This is a genomic window from Bacillus cereus group sp. N21 (genome assembly GCF_016483395.1).
In the GTDB taxonomy this organism is placed as follows: domain Bacteria; phylum Bacillota; class Bacilli; order Bacillales; family Bacillaceae_G; genus Bacillus_A; species Bacillus_A pseudomycoides.
This window is the reverse complement of sequence record NZ_JAEHBX010000005.1, coordinates 148,120-164,906: the sequence shown is the minus strand read 5'-3', so window position 1 is coordinate 164,906 and position 16,787 is coordinate 148,120. Positions and strand designations below refer to the sequence as shown.

Here is a 16,787-nt window from a genome sequence, read left to right as displayed (position 1 = left end):
GTCCCCCTTTAATTGGTTCTGTTGATATTGTATCAGTTTTTTGTATTTTCTGCACTTATTTCCCTCCTAAATTTTGTGCATTTCTTCAGGCATTATTTTTTCAACATAAATACCCACAAAAATGTTAATGCTTGTTGCAATTCTACCGATAATTGTCCAAGCATTTTTTCATTTATCCCTCGTTTATATACGCCTATACCCTCCACTACTTGAAACCCTTGCTCCTCTGCAAGCTTTTCAAATTCCCAAGGCATCATCGTATTACATACGACATCTTTTCCATATAAACGAGGATAACTATTTTCACGTGGTTTTGCTGTTGGTCCTAAAATAGCAATACACGCATATCCATCAGACCTCAAAACACGCTTTATCTCATGTAACGCCTGTAGCGGCTGCTCTGTCCATTCTAACGAGTTCACTGCTAATATGGCTGGAAATTGCTCATTTTCAAAGGGCAATGAAGAAAGGTCTCCCTTTACAAATGACAAATTAGGCCCTTCTCCGCGTTCCTTTCCCTTTTGAATCATTTGTTCGGATAAATCTATACCACACGCCTTATATCCTGCGAGACTTAATTTATATGTACCATATCCATCACCACATCCGACATCTAAAACTGCCACACCATTTTCTACATACTTTTCAAAAAACGGAATGATTGTACTCCGACTCCCATGATCCCACATTTCTTGACTATTTTGATTCCAAGATTCCGCATTGTTGTCCCACTTTTTTTCTGCTGATTTATGCCAATTAAACTTTGTCATGTTTCCCCCTACTTTCACTTGTTTTCATTCATTCCATTCTACATCATTTTCCTATATTCCTGTTTATTCTCATGGAGAGATGGATAAGATAGCAACAGACTCATACATTCTCCAAATTTTGCTTAACTTGGATATAACTCATACTCATATTCTCTTCTTTATGAAAAATAATAAAGATACACCCAATTGAAAGAGAGGGATGTACATGCCGAAAAAGCGAACACATCATTTTAAGAGTGGTGAAAAAAACGAAGAATATGCAGCTGAAATCTCGCCAGGGCATCTTCCAATTAGACATAGACGTAAAGAAATTGCACATGAAATAGAAGGTACAAACGCTGGTACACTTATCGGTTATGTAGCACTATTTCTTTCTTTATTCTCAATTGCCTTTTATCCAGTTACCCTTGGTTCCCTTTCCATTTTAATTGGCTTATTGGCTGTTAATTTTGGAGCAAAAACACTCGGATATACAGCCATTGGATTTGGTAGCTTTTCTGTTTTATTTACGTTATTGTATCCACTTGCTTTATCAGCATTATAAAAACACACCAAGTATTACTTGGTGTGTTCACTCATGATACAGCATAATATGTCCGCATCCACAACAATGTTTTGCTGTAATTTCTTGAAACACTGGATAATTCTCTTCATCCCGCTGTTCAATAAATACCTTTTCAAAACGATACATGTTAGGGGCATATGCCCAGTCTTGTTTCGTACGTGCATATAATGTAGATGAAAAAAATTCTTCTCCACCACAAACTACACATATTTTTTTCATTCTCATCCCTCCTATGCTTGTCTTACTTCATCTATATGAACATATGCATAAAAAAAAGACCTTCTATAATTAGAAAGTCTTTTCCGTAACAAAAAGAAATGTACCAAATATACCCATTCCGCTATACTCTTTCTGTTTACCATTTTCCATTTCAAAAGTTTGTTTCACTGTTATAAAAAATACACCGTTTCGTGTATTCGTACTTACAAACTTCATTTTTTGTTCTTTCTTACCTACATTTTGTGTACATTCAAAGCTATCTTGATTACAAATCATTGCATACTTATCCTCTAAGTAAGACCTGAAATCAGATTCTTTCGGACAAGTTAAAAGTAGTACTGCAACAAGGATAATGCTGACAATACCTACTGCTGTATAATATTTTTTCATTTTTTCTCCTTTCAAAAAACAAGAAAACTTGACCTAATTCGTCAAGTTCTCTTAGTCCACAACCCATTGCCACTCTTGCTCTTTCTTATCAAAAATAAGCCAGCCAGTTTCGGTTGCACCTTCTTTTAATTCCTCTATGTTATCTAGTACTTCATCCGTACTTTCATACGAACCAACTACATATACAGGAATCTCTAAACCTCTTCTTGACTCAATTTTCCCCGCTAAATCAATATACAGCCCGTCTTCCATTAATGGAACAAGCCCAAGAATAACTTCTTTTGAAATTGCTGGGAATATTTTTGATTTTTGAAAGAAAGAGAATCGTTTTTTTCCAAATGAACCGAGTTTGTACGGAATTACTTTGCTAAGCATTCCTACAAAATCAGCGATTCTACGGTAATACACTTTGTTGTACCAACCGTCATCATGTGAAAAATAGACAAATCTATTTTTCAAAAGTGGGAAAAACGCTCTCCCAAGTGGTTCTTTTTTATGAGCCAAATATAACAATTCTGCAATTTCCTTTGGCTCCAATTCATCTAAATCGCTTGCGTCATCAAAATCCACCCAACAGAACTCATCAAATTCATCAATCTCTGCTTTAATTAATTTATGTATGTTTTCTTCTTCGACATATTCAAATAAAGTATGATAGTGAAAATCAGTCCACTCAAAATTATGTTTCAAAAGCAACACTTGATGAAGCGGTGATGGGATATTACTTGCAAACTCTTCAAATGTAATTCCAGATGTAATAAAACAATGACCCCGACGATTACCATTAATATATATCATATTCTTTACTTGGTCAGATCCTCCAGACAAAGCACCTAGCCACCTTCGTTTTATATGTTTCAATTCTATAGCATATTTTAACATGAAAAATTTTAGAAACATAGAAAAAACTTCAAAAACTATTTACAATTTCATGAGTTTTATTACATACTGATTACAAGAAAAAAAGCCTGTTGAAAAACAGGCTTTTTTACGCGATTTCGTCTGGATTTTGCGGATGATGATTTTCAGTATGCTTTTCGTTTTTTTGAAAAATGGATTGAATCTTATCAATTGTTTGTGGCGCTAACTCAATCATTTTTTCAGCTAGGTGTGTGGCATTTTGTAAGTGAAGAATATTTACTCCATCTTTATTCACTACAAGAAAAGCTACTGGAGTAATGGAAACACCACCTGCGCTCCCTCCGCCAAATGCCGGATTACCTTGTGCTCTTTGACCATCATTTGTTTGAAAATCCGATCCACCTGCTCCAAATCCAAACGCTACTTTGGAAACAGTTAACACTACACCGCCGTCAGCCGTCTGAACAGGCTCTCCAACAATCGTATTAACATCGACCATTTCCTTTAAATTTTCCATTGCTGCTTTCATTAATCCTTGAATTGGATGATCCACCGTTCATAACCTCCTTTGTCATATCTTTCCTAGTTTTTCCGAAACCTTGTGAACTAAACATAAAATTTTGTATTGATTTCAAAAATGATAAGTAATAATATTTAGAAAAAACAAACTAAAGAGGGGATTATAATGATACGGAAACTAACAAAGAGTGATCATGAACAAGTGCTTACATTTCTAAAAGAAGAAGCAGCGCTTAACCTATTTATCATTGGCGATATTGAAGCATTTGGATACGATGCAGACTTTCAAGAATTATGGGGCATTTTCACAGAAAACGGAGCATTACAATCCGTATTACTACGCTTTCATGATTCATTTATATCATATGGAAAAGATGATTTTTCTGCTGCTGACTATGAGGCAATTCTTGCTACTTATCAGCCATTAAAAATCTCCGGTAAATCAGACATTGTAGAAAAATTTGAAGACATACAAGACATACAACTTGGCACAAAAAATAAAATGTACTTTTGTGAATGTAAAGATGATACTGCACTACCTAAAACAATGCTTCATACTGCAATCAAACTAGCAACCATAGATGATGTTGAGCGAATTATGAAGCTCCAAAGCAACATTGAAGAATTCCCTCAAACAGGACAATCAGAAAAGATTTTGCGGCAATCACTCGAAACAAATACAGGACGCACTTACTACATTGAAGAGAAAGGAGAAATCATCGCTTCCGCTTCCACATCAGCTGAAAATTCCTTATCTGCAATGGTTGTTGGAGTATGTACTCATCCAAGCCATCGCGGCAGAGGCAGGGCAAGGCTTGAGAGGTAATTCTAAGAAGGTAATTAAGTGGTATTCTCTATGAGAAACAACCCCATGAGATGGGACTATCTATTCACTAGGTAGTCTCTTTTTGCGTTCAATCTAAAAAGGAAAGGAATGATTAGCTATGCTTTTAAAGTTTTCTATAAAGGAGTATCTAGAAGAAAAGGAGTTTAACAATTTAGCTCCTCGCACAATTAAAGCCTACGGGGATACGCTGGCAGAGTTTCAACTGTTTTGTTCTGACAAAGAGCTTATAGACACTGAGGAGGTAAAAGAAAGAGCTGTAAAGTCCTACCTCAGGTATTGCCAACGAGAACGGAACAATGCAGTACTTACAGTTAACACTAAACTGCAACACCTCAAGAGTTTCTTTAAGTTTCTTATTGATGAGGACATTATCGCAGAGAAGGACAACCCAACTAGGAAGCTGACTCAAAACAAGTCCGATAGCAAAATAGAAGTCTTTACAGATGACCAAGTAAGGCAAATGTTGAGGTATTACAGAAGACAAAAGAGGGACAAGCAGTTTTGGGGGTACCGCAATTACACTGTGTTAGTTTTCTTGTTAGGCACAGGAGCTAGGCTTGGCGAGATGCTAAACGTTAAGTGGACTGACTGTGACCTTATTAACCACTCAGTTATTTTCTATGGAAAGCTAAAGAAACAACAGAGTCACCCTCTTAGTGAAAAGCTCGTAAGAGAGCTGTGCGAGTATCGTATTTACCTAGAGAGACAACTAGGCGAGTTGCCTACTCATGTGTTTACAGACCAACAAGGCAGACCGCTTACTCCTAACGCTATAAAGCTTGTATTCACTAGACTAGCCAAGATAATGAACTTCAAAGGTGTACGAGTGAGTGCACACACTTGTAGGCATTACTACTGTAGTATCCTGCTCAGGAATGGAGTAGATGCTTTCTCTGTGAGTCGGCTAATGCGTCACAGCTCTATCAAGATGACAGAAAGATATGTAACTATCTGGGGAGCTGACCTGAGAGAGCAAAACGACAAGTACAACCCACTCAATAGCATTGACTTATAAGCGAACGACCTTCACAAGTCGATAAACGACAAAGAGGGCTTCCTCCCCAGCGTCCAAACTGAAAGGAAACCCTCCACAACTAAACCTAAAGAGGTTTTGCTATGCATTTATTTTACTATACATATTGCATGGTTGCAACCTTCTTTAGGTGTATCCTGAGGAGGACTTTATAATATGAAGGAACTAAGAAGCCACCAAGTATTTGATTCATTAGATCAGCTCAACGAGTTTACTAATAAGGTGCTAGCTCAAGTGGAAATGAACGAGACAGATAGAAACGTATTTGTCATGCTGAGCAGGTACTCTGTGAAGGTACTGGGAGTGTGCTGGCTCAAAGTGAGCACAATAGCAGAAGCTCTAGAGGTTAGCTATAAGACTGTGCAGAGAAGCCTAGCTCGTTTAGTAAAGAAGAACATAATCAAACGAGTGGAAACTATGAGGGCTGTCTCTGGTGGTTACGGTGCTTCCATAACTGTTATGAGTCCTATCGGGTTGTCCTATCGTGAGGAAGCTGTAGAGCCTTGTGTAGGTGGGGTTCAAGATGAACCTGAGCAGGAAGAAACTATTCCTTTAAAACAAAGACCTAAAAGAATACATATACGCACTAATGAGATGGATAGCTCATTTGCTATAGCCTGTGGTGTCCCTGTTGAATTCGCTGAGTTGGTTAGCTCATTCGTCCCTGCTCATAAGGCTGTAAGTCTGTGGAGGAAATCTACAGTGATTAGAAAGAGATATGCTCCTCTGGTGGAGGACTGTGTAGGTGAAGCTGTACAAGCCTTTAAGATTAGTGTTATGGCAGTTAAGCTAGGTAAGGTTAAGGATATTGGAGCGTACTACTGGGGGACCCTGAGCAGGATACTAGCTAGGGAACAAAGGAAGATTTGCCTACCTCAGATTGTAAATATCTTTGACTGACTGGCGCCACTCATAGGTATATACAGAGTATATAGTTTCACCTAACAGGCATATGCTCGATAGCTGATACTATGCAGTTGTACGTGTGCTAGATAGGATGCTGGGGTGGCAACTGATTAGGTATATGCTTTATTGTGTGCTTGTTAGGGTGCGTGTAGCTCGTCCTCGTGATAACAAAAGAACAAAGACGCACGAGTAAGGCTGATTAGTAAATCTATCTAGACCAATATATAGGGAAATATTGACATATGTTTCTGGACAGGATAATCTAAGGGAGATTTCAACACAAAAAAAACCCTTTATTGGTTCTTCTGTTCCCCAAACAGGTGAACCTCTTTTTTTGTTCCAATGAGGACGGACTGAAAAGTCTCCTCAAAAAAATAAATTAAAAAAATTCTAATGTGGTTTTCCTTATAGGGGTACCCTCTCTAGAAAGACCCATAAGGGTGGTGTCCAAAGCGTAAGCTGAGATGGAAACTGTAGAGGTTGTGACTGATTAGGTATATCTAGGAAGTACGATGTAGTTTCCTCTAGAATATTAAATCTGTAAATGTCAACCACCGACACATCGCATAGGGGTATATATAATAATATTAGGGGGGAGGGATATAGCTGGAAGCAAGGAAGGAAAGCTGAGCAGGGAAGCTACACAGGACACTCACAGAGACTCCTAACAAGCTCATAGAGAAGCACTAGCGCCTTATTAGTAAAACACATTAGAATGCTTTATAGAGCCTTACAAGGCGTTCTCATTAGCATACTACATTAGTCCTTCTCATATGTATTACCTATGTAGTAGCATTACATGTAGTAGCTAATAAGGTATGCATACTTAGTCCTGTCTCATGTGTATCATATCCCTATGAGTATGGTACTGTGTAGGTGTATCTATGTAGGTGTACTGTATAAGCTATTAACAAGGGCACCTATATATGGGTTAGCTAAGCAGTCCTACCTCAAGTGTATTTGTATCTTATATCACCTTGAGTACGGAACCTGTGTAGGTGTACCTAATAAGGCTACCTGCCAAGTACCCTATCTATCTCTACCTTATGCGTACCCACGAGCAGGGTGCTGAATAGGTGTAACTACAATAGCCCTACCTCACAAGGATATATACTGAATGGCATTAGTATCTTTGTTATATTCAGGGTGTACATTAGCAGGCGTACCTAATAAGGCTACCTACCAAGTACCCTATCTAGTCCCACCTTGTACGTACACATGCAGAGAGTAAGCTATGTAGGACACTTGGCAGGTAGCAGGATAAGGAGTTGACTAAGCAGGATACCTGTGCAGTTTACCGTACTCATGGGACAAAAGAAACAAAGAACACATGAGCAGGGACTACAGCAGTTACCTATCTTGGTTGTGCTTTATCGATTCACATGAGCAGGAAACTCCAAGGTTACTACTCCATGAGTACTACCGATAAGCTTGGTTATGTAAACTACACAATTATACCTAAACAAGGTTCACTCTTACTGGCTCAAGGCTTTACCCTTCTCATGCATAAACATAGCAGAAGTACCTTTTGAGGGATACCTAAATAGCATTGTATACAGTGCATAAACTAAACAGGTGAATCCCTTTATATCAACGTTTAAGGGAAGAGTCTATGCAGGATTCTATGCATAGCACCCCTTGGCAGTACTGCACTTTAATTTATGGACTGCATAAGGTTCCCTACAGAAGGATTCCGGCTTATTAGTGGTACTAAGTAATACATTCACCTATCTCATTGGCTAATATCTTTGTAGGTGGAATCTCAGCAGCTGTAAGCTAAGGTAGCTACCCTTCTCAGCTTACAGCTTAGAGCTTCCCTCCATGCAGAAACAAAAGAAAAGAATTACATGAGTGCGGACTACTTATGTCACCTACAAGATGTTGGTAACCTATTAAGGCTATTCCCTGTAGGGACATACAAGGGAATTAAGTGGGTAAGTACCTTACTCACAAAAGTTATCAGCCGTGTAGGGTGTTCTGTAGGGTTCACCTTCCTCGGCTTACGCCTTTGAGCTATGCTACATAGTCCCATCTCGGGGATATCATGAGCAGGGTAACTATATAAGCACTCGTTGTAACCGCTATAGTTCTAGCCTGCACAAACTGGAAAAGCACTCTATCGGGGTGTGCGTTAACTATTTAGCTTCCTTCTCAGCTTACACCTAGACAGCAACCTCCTCAGTTTACACCTCTCAAGTTTCTCCTATCTCATCCCCTCTACTTGTCCGTAAACGGACGTGTGAGCCTTCTCAGATACATCTTGCAAAGCTTACCCTCCTCAGTGGACAAATATAGGGAATCAACATTAGTTCCATTTGTGAGTCTTTGTTTTATCTTTTCTCACAATCTTATTCTAATGAGCAACCTACTTTAGGTCACGTATCCGTTAACGGATTAGGAGTATCCACCGAGAACGACAAAGAGGTCACCTCCTTGGTAACCTCCTCAGTATTTCCCTATATTGTTTCAACCTTGCTATCTCTTCCTCTACAGTTTTCAATTCCTTATCTACTTCAAGTATGCCTACGATGTTTCCGCTAGGCAACTCAACTGTCATAGCACCCCCTGTAAAGGCACACAAACCTCGTAGACGCACGTAAGGTTCTCCTAGGTAGTTATACTCCTCAATAGAGCTGACGACTATCTGAGTGCCATCTCGTAAGGGATACGGTACGACTATCTTCCCAGCAACTACTGAGCCTACCTCCATTGTCTTTCTCATAATCTTTTCCCCTTTCTATATAAAGATAAGCAAGGCAACCTATGTAGGATACCCTGCTCAGTGTTCACTACTCTACGATTCTAATGTGACCGTAACCTTCTCTGGATGCATTCTCTTTTAGGTAGTCAACGTGTGAGTTATACTCTACAGGCTTCTTTTCCATCTAGTCTTACCCCAAGGCTTCTCTCTCCAAAATGCCGCCCAGTCTTCTACGTTCGTTTCATTGAATAGTTTAATGAATTCATCTACAGCTAACAGTGACCACTTGAGGGAAGCATAGCTAGGTAGTTTACCTGCTGAGATAATCGTGTTAACAATAACTGTAGTAGCTAACCACTTGTCAAAGCTTCCAATCTCGTGATCGCTTCTTTCTGTCTCTCGATAGTCTTGTTTGCTAGTAGGAAAGCCTTAGCAAGTATTGTTTGTTCATCGTCCTGTTCATTTGTTGCGATATAGCCTCCGTCTCGTCTGATACTAGGAATTACCTCACTAGTAATCCACTTTTTGAATGCCTTTGCTTGTGGTTTACGAGATGTCATGATTAACGAGTAAAGACCGCTTTCATTAACAGCATTTGTGTCTTGATGTCTTCCTAGTGAATCAGTGACCTTCATACTGTGAAGTTCATCTTCATCTAATCTACTTAATGCTCTAGTCGTGTTCACGATTTCCAATACATCGCAAACATCCTTAGCGATAAATAAGATGTCTTCTCCCTGTAATACTGTTCTAACTTGCCCTAAAGCTCCATCAAATACCTGTAAATTGTTTGTCATCTCTTCATTTACCCTTTTAGTTTAATTTGATAGATTTCCTTACTGAGTTATCATGTAGCTGTACAAATAAAGCACGCTGTACAGGAAAGCTATTCCGCCTACTGGTACAGACACGAGACGGACAAGCTCCTTGGCTTCTCTGTTCATTCGTTACCCTCCTCAGGGGACTTGTAAGCAATCCATCAAACTGCTATAATAGGGAAGCTCTACAAGTCCGCTTGTAGTGTGATTCTTTTCCCTACTCAGCTACCGCCAAGTACACATGAGTAGGGCTATTTGTGTTTAATCAGTTAGCTTCTTGCCGGCATACAATCGAGTTAGCATTCTATCAATCTTATCAGCTTTGCCTACTGTATGGATTTTGCTTAGTTGTGTAAAAGCTGTGTAGAGCCTCTTTGCGTCCTCGATGGTTTCCAGCTCATAGAAGTCTTGAATCTTACTATAAAACCTAAATTGCTTGTCCTGCAATTGCTCACCTCCTTAGGTGATAAGTCCATATTAGCAAATAAGTTTTAAAACCGTCAATACCTTTTTAAGTCTTCCTCAAAAATATTTCTTCTATGTACGGCTACTACCGATATATCTAATTACCCCTACACTAATAATCACCTAGGGAGGGGTACTATGTAGGATACTAGCTAAGTATATCTAATAAGTACGATACCGAGATTGCACTTTTAAGCCGATTATCTTTTACTTCATGGGTATACACCCACTTAGTTTTACTGTAGAGCGTTCTGTGGAGTTTACCATACAAAACATACAACCTGTAGTAGTTACACTCCTCAGTAAAGCAATATATGTAGTAGCTACAAAGCTTACCTACCTCAGTACACACGAGAAGGCAAAAGAAAAGAGATAACCTCAGTAGGCTACCTCCTCGTTGCTTGCTTTCTTTTGTTTTCCTTACTAAAGTGTTGACGCATATAGCTCATCTCGTCAATCTCCTTAACCTCAACATTGATAAGTTTTCCTGTATCAGCCACCTTGAAAGCTTCGTTAAATGAAGTAGTGAATTGCTCTTTGAGGAATACCTTCATAACTTCTGCATCGTCTTTACTCTTAACGTAGTTATCGAGTTGATACACGATTGTAGGTTCTACTTTGTCCTCACTCTCAATGTAGTCGTCATATCTTACATAATGAGTTACCACCAGAAAATAGTTCATATTGTTTTCCTCCTCATTGGTTATGTAGTGGACTCAGCTAGTTTCCCAACTGAGCCACTGTTTAGTTAAGCCTTATAAATTGATTGTCTGTTTAGTGTACCGAACTGCCCTAATCCAGTCTGTGCGCTACCATTTACAACTACGTTAGTTATCTTGTCTGAGAAGTCGTCAAGACCTTTACTGTCTATCCCAACTGAGCCATCTATTTTGTGGTTAACTGTCACGCTAGTTCTACCACCTGTGAAGGCTTCTAATCCTGTACCTGATAGTGCTGAACTAGCTGAACTAGCAACACCTGAGAAGGCACCTCCTACTTGTCTCTCCATGCTCTTAACTTGAGTTAAAGCCGCATTGTACCATGTAGGGAAGAAAGCTTTACCTGATTTATCTAGATCGCTTAGTGGTCCCTTCTTAGCAGGTGAGAACGGTAAGTATGAACGAACCTTGCTCATACCTTCTGAGACAGCGTTAACTGCTTTGGAGATACCTGACTTGATACCATCCACGAAACTATTCATTAATCCCTTACCAGAACTCAGGAATGAACTTCCCCAGCTTTTGATGTAGCTATAACAAGAAGAAAGAGAATTACCTACTGAGCTAGATAAGTAGCTTAGTCCACTCTTAACGCCGTTAACTGCATTGTTACCTAAGTTTCTACCTGCCTCGAGCATTGAGGAAGCTTTATCCCTAGCAGTACTAACCATGTCATTGAACTTCTGTTTAGCTCCATTCACCATATCTTGGAGTTTGTTGACTGCATCAGACTTCATAGTGTTGTACTTATCTATTACAGCTTGCTTCATGTTAGAAACCGCACTCTTAGCATCATTAACCATGTTGTTCCATTTCTGCTTAGTTTGATTCCACCAGTCACTTGCTGATTTAATCATATTGTTGTAGGAATCTTTAACACTATTAGTTAGGTTACTCCAAGATTCCTTGACACCATTCCATAGCTCATAAGCTTTCTTCTTGATAGTATCCCAGTTTTGGTAGATGAGAACGCCAATAGCAATAGCCGCCGCAATAGCCGCAACTAGCCAGAACCAAGGAGATGCTAGCATAGCTACTGACAACCTACCTAGGGACGCAACCATACTCCCTACTTTAGTTATCATCCGCATAAAGCTACCACTTAGTAGCTCTACTACTTCTTTAACCTTGCCGAAGATATCTACGAGCGTTTTAACTCCCTGTAGAGTTTTAAAACCTAACCATAGAGAAGCTAGTAAAGGAACTAACCAGTTAGCGTTGTCTACAAGGAAGCCTATTGTAGTATTGATAAGTTGTAACACCATATCAAGAGCACCCGACTCCATAGACCACTTTAAGAACGAGTTAGCCGCCTCAAATATCTTCATAGCTAGCGGGTTAAGCTTCTCGATGATTCTCCAAATGACATCTACAATAGTTCCTAATAAGCCGAATATGATAGGTGTATTAGTTTTTACCATGTCACAGAAGTCTTGGAAAGCTGGATTGGATTGTAATCCCCAAGCCCACTTAGCGAACTTGGCAGTCATATCTACCATGCCATCTCCAAAAGCCATTCCTAGTGGGGTGAAACTTACCATGATACCAGCGAACCCGTTTAGGATGTTCCCTGCGCTTATCATGACCTTTTCAAACATTGGAACTGCAAAGGTATTCATGTGTTCAAAGAAGGCATCTGCTTTGCCTGCTGTGATAGCCTTGTTCATCCACTCAATCATTTTGTTAAAGGATTCCCCTACTCCTTGAAAGGCAGGGAATAACTTCTCCATAGTCAACCTCATGAAGTCAGTCGAACTGGCTATAACCCTAAGAGTAGTAGGAGCCATTTTGTTTTCTAAATCTCTCCAGCTTTCCTTGAGAGCGTTAATAGCTACTACAGCTTTCTTTTCCTCCTCGGTTAAGCTTTCCATGATAGCTTGTATCATAGCCATTTGCTTCTTGTACCCTTTAGTGTCTCCTGCTATTAAAGCCGCATTAGCTTTCAGTTGAGCCTCTTCCAGTTCCTTGGCGGTATTGACTGTCTTCATTATTGTTGTGGTGGCGAGTGCTCCAAAGCCTGCGGCGGCTAACCCTGCTGTGCCAAACAGCGAGGCAATAGCTCCTAAGCCACCCAACAAGGCTGGAGTCAACCCAGCAGCTGCCAAGGTAACTCCCGCTATAATCATCTGCATTCGCCTAGCGTTCCTGCTCACTTGGTCAAACTTTTTAGATGCTCTATCGTCAGCGTTTATAATAATTTCTATTAGACTAGCAATAGTAATCACACTCCTTAGTCCGTCCTCACAAGGCTATTTGCAGGATAGCCAAGACTGAGAAGGGACTCTATATTTTAATTCTCCCCTAGATCGAAAAGCTGATTGAGGTTTACTTGTTGGATTTCTCCCTTACCTTGTTGTTGTTGCTTGAATTTGTTGTTCAATCCTAGTGACTCGATATAACGAATAGCTTTCATTTCAAAGTCATTACGAGCTTTAGACTCGTTCATGAAGTTAACTGAGTCCCTACGAGCTTGCTTGATAGTGTTCATGATGTATCTGTCCACCATAGTTAAATTGAATGGGTCGACCTCGTAGTTCCCTACAAAGTGTTCCATTAAGCCATTGTATAGGTTTACTTCCTCTACAGTTAAGCTGTCTTTAAATTCTTCTGAATAGATGCCATGTACTAAGTTGGCTTTGTTGTGCAAGTTAGCTCTAGCCTTGTCTTTACCCTCCACAGTGGTCTGCCCAGCTGATTTACCTCCATGGATATGGCATCTACCATTGGTAGTTCCATCCTCTTTATAGTGTGGCTTGTTAACACATAGCTTACCGCTACCCTTAATAGAACCACAAATGAGGTTGTCCTTTTTCATCTTAGCTTTGAACTTTTTGAGTGCTTCCTCATTGTTAACTGAGGTAGCCAACTCCTCTTGTAGTGAATCGAGTCTAGCTCGTTCCTCTGGTGTTCTCTTCTTAGCCATAGTTATTACCTCCTTATTACCAGTTAAACTTCTCAGCGTGTACTTTATAATAATCCTCTTCGGCTTTCTTTTTAGTTTCTTTCTCTTTTAGCTCTTTAAATTCTTCACTACGTTCTTCTTGTCTAGCCATCCTGCTAGATGCTTGCTCGCTAAGGCTCTTTAGCTCTTCCTCTAGTTTATTCATAAACAAAATTAACTCTCTGTTCTCCTTAGTACCACTCTTTAAGCTATTCTCTGAGAATCTCACCATTTCTGTTTTCATATTATCTCCTCCATAGGTTTGTTATAGTTGTACCCAGCAAGGGCTACCCTGCTGAGCTTCTTACAATTAGCGAGGAAGGACTAGACTAGGCTAATCCCTTCATCCTCTACCTCGTTCATAAGCTTAATTAGCTCGTCCTCATCGTGTAATTCTTTGTAGGCATTCTCCCAAGCGTTCAAAGCTTTAAGAGTGTCACCTAACTCAGGTAACTCAGCTTGTCCACCCACAAAGAGTTCGCTTGTGTAGTGATAGTTTTGTAGTAATTTAATGTAATCTTGTTTGTTCATAGTCTCTCCTCCGTAGTTACGTAGTTTAGTTGTGTCCCTGCCTTTGGAGTCTCACCTAGGCAAGTATCTTGTAAAACCAATCCTTAAGTATTGAACGCTTGATAGGTTTAATCCGACTCGTGTGAACTGCTACGCTCATCTCTACAAAGGCGTCTGCTCCGTACTTGTCTATGTAGTCACGTTCGAAAGCAAGTAACCTTCTGAGTGTCCACCCCAACAAAGACTGGCTTTGTCTCCCTACACAAACGTCACTTGCGAGATGATACTCTTCCAGTAGTACCTTGTAATCCTCTCTCATGTTATCCATTCAATCTCCTCCTAAATAGTAATCTGCTAGCCACTCATTGAGTGTCCGTTCTCCTCGTTTCTTGCATATCTTGTTTTCCATGGCAGTTAACTTGTCGAGTACATCTCTCAGTTCTTCTTGTGAGCTGGTGCTATTATAGTGGTCTAGCAGGCTATAATAATCATTCTTCATGTTCATCTTCCTTTCAGGTTCATTGTTAGGTTAAGCCGAGAAAGGAAGCTCTCCATCCCATTAGGAACTTCTGCAAGCTCGCTTCCTCAGTGCCACCGTTTAGTGCTTAGCGTTTTAAGAATTTATCAATAGCTTTTACTAGTTCGTTGAACTCTTTGTCTACCTCAGTTTTCACTTCTTCCTCAGCTTCTCGTTTCATAGCAAGTTCTTCTGGGAAGTCTTCCCAAGTTACATCTATGTCAGTTCGACCTGTATATTTAATCCCCAGCTCTCTTTCTAGTACACTGTAGTCTGATCTATGGTCGTTTAGAGCGCTTTGTAAGACATCCAAGTATCGAGCCAGTTTCATTTCCTTGAGAGGCTGTTTAGTGTTTCCTGCGTCCTCATGGGCAAGCTTTAATAAGCGTGCTTTGCGTTCCTCTTGAGCCACTTCCTGTAAAGTGTTAACAACTTCTGAAAGTTCCTCATTAGCTTTTTCCTTCTCAGTTTGAAACTTCTCAATACCTGCCTGTAGTTTCTCCACTGCCTTCTTGTTAGATGCTGACTCGTCCACCAAGAAGTTTGCTTCTGCGATTGCTAATGCATTGTTAACCCGTGCTATTTTACTATCTAGGGTTGAAATCTTCTCTTGAAGTTCACCTTGCTTAACTTGTGCCTTCTCTTTAGAACCACCGAATAATTTAGTTAATAAGTTTGCCATTTTTGTTTCCTCCTGTGTTTTCGTTTTAGTTTTGTATGAGATAGGACTTCTTAGCGTCCTTTAAAGTTCACCAATACTCGCCCGGCTACATTAGTTTTTGATGATACAACAATACCTAGTTTAGATTCTGGCTTAGTTGGGTCAGCTACCTTGTAAGTACCATCTTTACCAGCTGAAAAAGCGTCTCCTGCGTTAACTACACCTGCAATGGGAACATAGACAAGCGAGCCAATAATAGCTACACTCACTACCTCTTTGCGGTCTCCTGAGAAGCCTACTAAGCCTACTGTATAAGGGTCTGGATTGCGGTAACCTATGTTACCTACTGTGCCAGCTGTAACTACTCCTAGCACCTTCTCAGAATTTGCTAATGCGGCTCCTACAGTCATATCTCCTTTAAGTTCGACTACATCTCCAGCGTAAAGCGTCTCCCCAGCAACAACCTTAAAAGTTAATTCAGAATCCTTTTGAATGTGATACTCTACTTTGTTCTGTGACATTTTATAGCCTCCTAGTTTTCGTTTTATATGTTAACCTGAGTAGGGACTTCTAAGCGCATACGATACTAAACTCTTTAGCTAGCCACTCTCTGCCTTTCTCAGACCACTTCATCGTCATGCCAAATGTGTTAACTTCATACTTAATGAGTCCCTGCTCCCGTAGAAACTTGTATTTCTCATTATGAACCCAGTTCTTTTTAGATGTCTTATAGATGATTCCTTTTCTTTTTAGCTCACTGTGTAGGAACTGCGCTGACATACCAAACACTTTAGCGATCTCTGTAGTCGTATAGAATCCCTCAGCGAGTAGAATCTTATCAGCGTATTCTACTTTTGGAGCCTGCTCGGTGATTACCTTCTGAGCTTGGCTTAGTTGTTTTTGTTGCTCCTCAATATTAACGAACAAGCCTTTGACTAGTGTTTGTTGTTCCTGAGGTAGCGCTCCAAAGTAGGTGCTGACCATTAAGTCTGCGTTGCTTATATAGCCACCTGTTTGGCGTATAGCTTTTAGAACCTTCTTAACTTCTTTTCGGAATGCCTTAGCTATTGGCTTACGAGATTGCATCAGAACCTCATAGAGTCCATCCTCAGTTAGGAACCAAGCATCTTTATTTCCTGTAGACGTATAAACAATGTTTAGTCGTTTCTCGTCCTCGTCAACTACATTTAACATCACAGTTGTGTTGCTATGTCCTACCCATTCAGCTACGTCCTGCGCTAAAAACAATGGTTCTTCTGTAGTGCCGTAAACTTTAAAGTCTTGTCCTAATACGTCCTGCTCGTGTACCACCTGTAAGTTGTTTGTCATTCTGTTTTCCTCCCAC

The 16,787-nt window shown here is 40.0% G+C and carries 21 protein-coding genes and 1 pseudogene; 4 read left to right on the top strand and 18 right to left on the bottom strand.

From position 1 onward, the window contains the following. Positions 1 to 92 precede the first annotated feature (92 nt). Positions 93 to 770: a class I SAM-dependent methyltransferase gene (locus JDS96_RS04895; protein ID WP_199666260.1), complete on the bottom strand. Its 678-nt coding sequence runs from the start codon at positions 768 to 770 to the stop codon at positions 93 to 95. Positions 771 to 975: 205 nt separating this feature from the next. Here JDS96_RS04895 and JDS96_RS04890 point away from each other — a divergent pair, with 205 nt between their 5' ends. Further along, entirely contained in the window at positions 976 to 1,314 is a 339-nt protein-coding gene (locus JDS96_RS04890) for a hypothetical protein (protein ID WP_006094661.1), read from the top strand. 27 nt (positions 1,315 to 1,341) lie between these two features. Here the strand turns inward: JDS96_RS04890 and JDS96_RS04885 are convergent, their stop codons facing one another. The 4 genes from JDS96_RS04885 to ytfJ form a co-directional block, all read right to left on the bottom strand. Continuing rightward, on the bottom strand, positions 1,342 to 1,554 hold the full coding sequence (locus tag JDS96_RS04885) for a hypothetical protein (protein WP_018783022.1): 213 nt from the start codon (positions 1,552 to 1,554) through the stop codon (positions 1,342 to 1,344). Positions 1,555 to 1,623: 69 nt separating this feature from the next. Continuing rightward, on the bottom strand, positions 1,624 to 1,944 hold the full coding sequence (locus tag JDS96_RS04880; protein ID WP_040119460.1) for a hypothetical protein: 321 nt from the start codon (positions 1,942 to 1,944) through the stop codon (positions 1,624 to 1,626). A gap of 51 nt (positions 1,945 to 1,995) precedes the next feature. Continuing rightward, complete coding sequence (locus JDS96_RS04875; RefSeq protein ID WP_016114639.1) at positions 1,996 to 2,772, bottom strand: hypothetical protein; 777 nt, start codon at positions 2,770 to 2,772, stop codon at positions 1,996 to 1,998. 160 nt (positions 2,773 to 2,932) lie between these two features. Continuing rightward, positions 2,933 to 3,358, bottom strand: a complete 426-nt coding sequence (gene ytfJ / locus JDS96_RS04870) for a GerW family sporulation protein (protein ID WP_000349994.1) — start codon at positions 3,356 to 3,358, stop codon at positions 2,933 to 2,935. A gap of 132 nt (positions 3,359 to 3,490) precedes the next feature. Between ytfJ and JDS96_RS04865 the strand changes: the two are divergent. From JDS96_RS04865 to JDS96_RS04855, 3 genes and pseudogenes are all read left to right on the top strand, one after another. Next, positions 3,491 to 4,141: pseudogene (locus tag JDS96_RS04865) on the top strand (GNAT family N-acetyltransferase); the annotation flags it as partial. A gap of 127 nt (positions 4,142 to 4,268) precedes the next feature. After that, entirely contained in the window at positions 4,269 to 5,186 is a 918-nt protein-coding gene (locus JDS96_RS04860) for a tyrosine-type recombinase/integrase (protein WP_199666259.1), read from the top strand. A 174-nt stretch (positions 5,187 to 5,360) separates the two neighbouring features. Continuing rightward, on the top strand, positions 5,361 to 6,104 hold the full coding sequence (locus tag JDS96_RS04855) for a helix-turn-helix domain-containing protein (RefSeq protein WP_199666258.1): 744 nt from the start codon (positions 5,361 to 5,363) through the stop codon (positions 6,102 to 6,104). Between the two features lie 2,431 nt (positions 6,105 to 8,535). Here the strand turns inward: JDS96_RS04855 and JDS96_RS04850 are convergent. From JDS96_RS04850 to JDS96_RS04790, 13 genes are all read right to left on the bottom strand, one after another. Next, positions 8,536 to 8,832 (bottom strand): hypothetical protein, encoded by a 297-nt coding sequence (locus tag JDS96_RS04850; RefSeq protein ID WP_199666257.1) that lies wholly within the window; start codon positions 8,830 to 8,832, stop codon positions 8,536 to 8,538. A gap of 329 nt (positions 8,833 to 9,161) precedes the next feature. Further along, entirely contained in the window at positions 9,162 to 9,608 is a 447-nt protein-coding gene (locus JDS96_RS04845) for a BRO-N domain-containing protein (RefSeq protein WP_199666256.1), read from the bottom strand. A 282-nt stretch (positions 9,609 to 9,890) separates the two neighbouring features. Beyond that, a complete protein-coding gene (locus JDS96_RS04840) occupies positions 9,891 to 10,076 on the bottom strand; it encodes a hypothetical protein (RefSeq protein ID WP_033671027.1) in 186 nt (61 codons plus the stop codon). A 404-nt stretch (positions 10,077 to 10,480) separates the two neighbouring features. Beyond that, complete coding sequence (locus tag JDS96_RS04835) at positions 10,481 to 10,777, bottom strand: hypothetical protein (protein ID WP_199666255.1); 297 nt, start codon at positions 10,775 to 10,777, stop codon at positions 10,481 to 10,483. 65 nt (positions 10,778 to 10,842) lie between these two features. After that, positions 10,843 to 12,945: a phage tail family protein gene (locus JDS96_RS04830; protein ID WP_199666254.1), complete on the bottom strand. Its 2,103-nt coding sequence runs from the start codon at positions 12,943 to 12,945 to the stop codon at positions 10,843 to 10,845. A gap of 158 nt (positions 12,946 to 13,103) precedes the next feature. Further along, positions 13,104 to 13,736, bottom strand: a complete 633-nt coding sequence (locus JDS96_RS04825) for an HGGxSTG domain-containing protein (protein ID WP_199666253.1) — start codon at positions 13,734 to 13,736, stop codon at positions 13,104 to 13,106. Positions 13,737 to 13,752: 16 nt separating this feature from the next. Then, entirely contained in the window at positions 13,753 to 13,998 is a 246-nt protein-coding gene (locus JDS96_RS04820; RefSeq protein WP_242479851.1) for a hypothetical protein, read from the bottom strand. 80 nt (positions 13,999 to 14,078) lie between these two features. Next, positions 14,079 to 14,285, bottom strand: coding sequence for a hypothetical protein (locus JDS96_RS04815; protein WP_199666252.1), 207 nt, complete (start codon positions 14,283 to 14,285; stop codon positions 14,079 to 14,081). A gap of 55 nt (positions 14,286 to 14,340) precedes the next feature. Beyond that, the gene (locus tag JDS96_RS04810) at positions 14,341 to 14,592 is read right to left on the bottom strand and encodes a hypothetical protein (RefSeq protein ID WP_199666251.1); all 252 of its coding nucleotides are present in this window, start codon (positions 14,590 to 14,592) and stop codon (positions 14,341 to 14,343) included. Continuing rightward, positions 14,593 to 14,763: a hypothetical protein gene (locus tag JDS96_RS04805; RefSeq protein WP_199666250.1), complete on the bottom strand. Its 171-nt coding sequence runs from the start codon at positions 14,761 to 14,763 to the stop codon at positions 14,593 to 14,595. 106 nt (positions 14,764 to 14,869) lie between these two features. Continuing rightward, the gene (locus JDS96_RS04800; RefSeq protein WP_199666249.1) at positions 14,870 to 15,463 is read right to left on the bottom strand and encodes a hypothetical protein; all 594 of its coding nucleotides are present in this window, start codon (positions 15,461 to 15,463) and stop codon (positions 14,870 to 14,872) included. Positions 15,464 to 15,513: 50 nt separating this feature from the next. Next, complete coding sequence (locus JDS96_RS04795) at positions 15,514 to 15,963, bottom strand: hypothetical protein (RefSeq protein ID WP_199666248.1); 450 nt, start codon at positions 15,961 to 15,963, stop codon at positions 15,514 to 15,516. 49 nt (positions 15,964 to 16,012) lie between these two features. Then, a complete protein-coding gene (locus JDS96_RS04790; protein WP_199666247.1) occupies positions 16,013 to 16,771 on the bottom strand; it encodes a BRO family protein in 759 nt (252 codons plus the stop codon). Between the last annotated feature and the right edge of the window lie 16 nt (positions 16,772 to 16,787).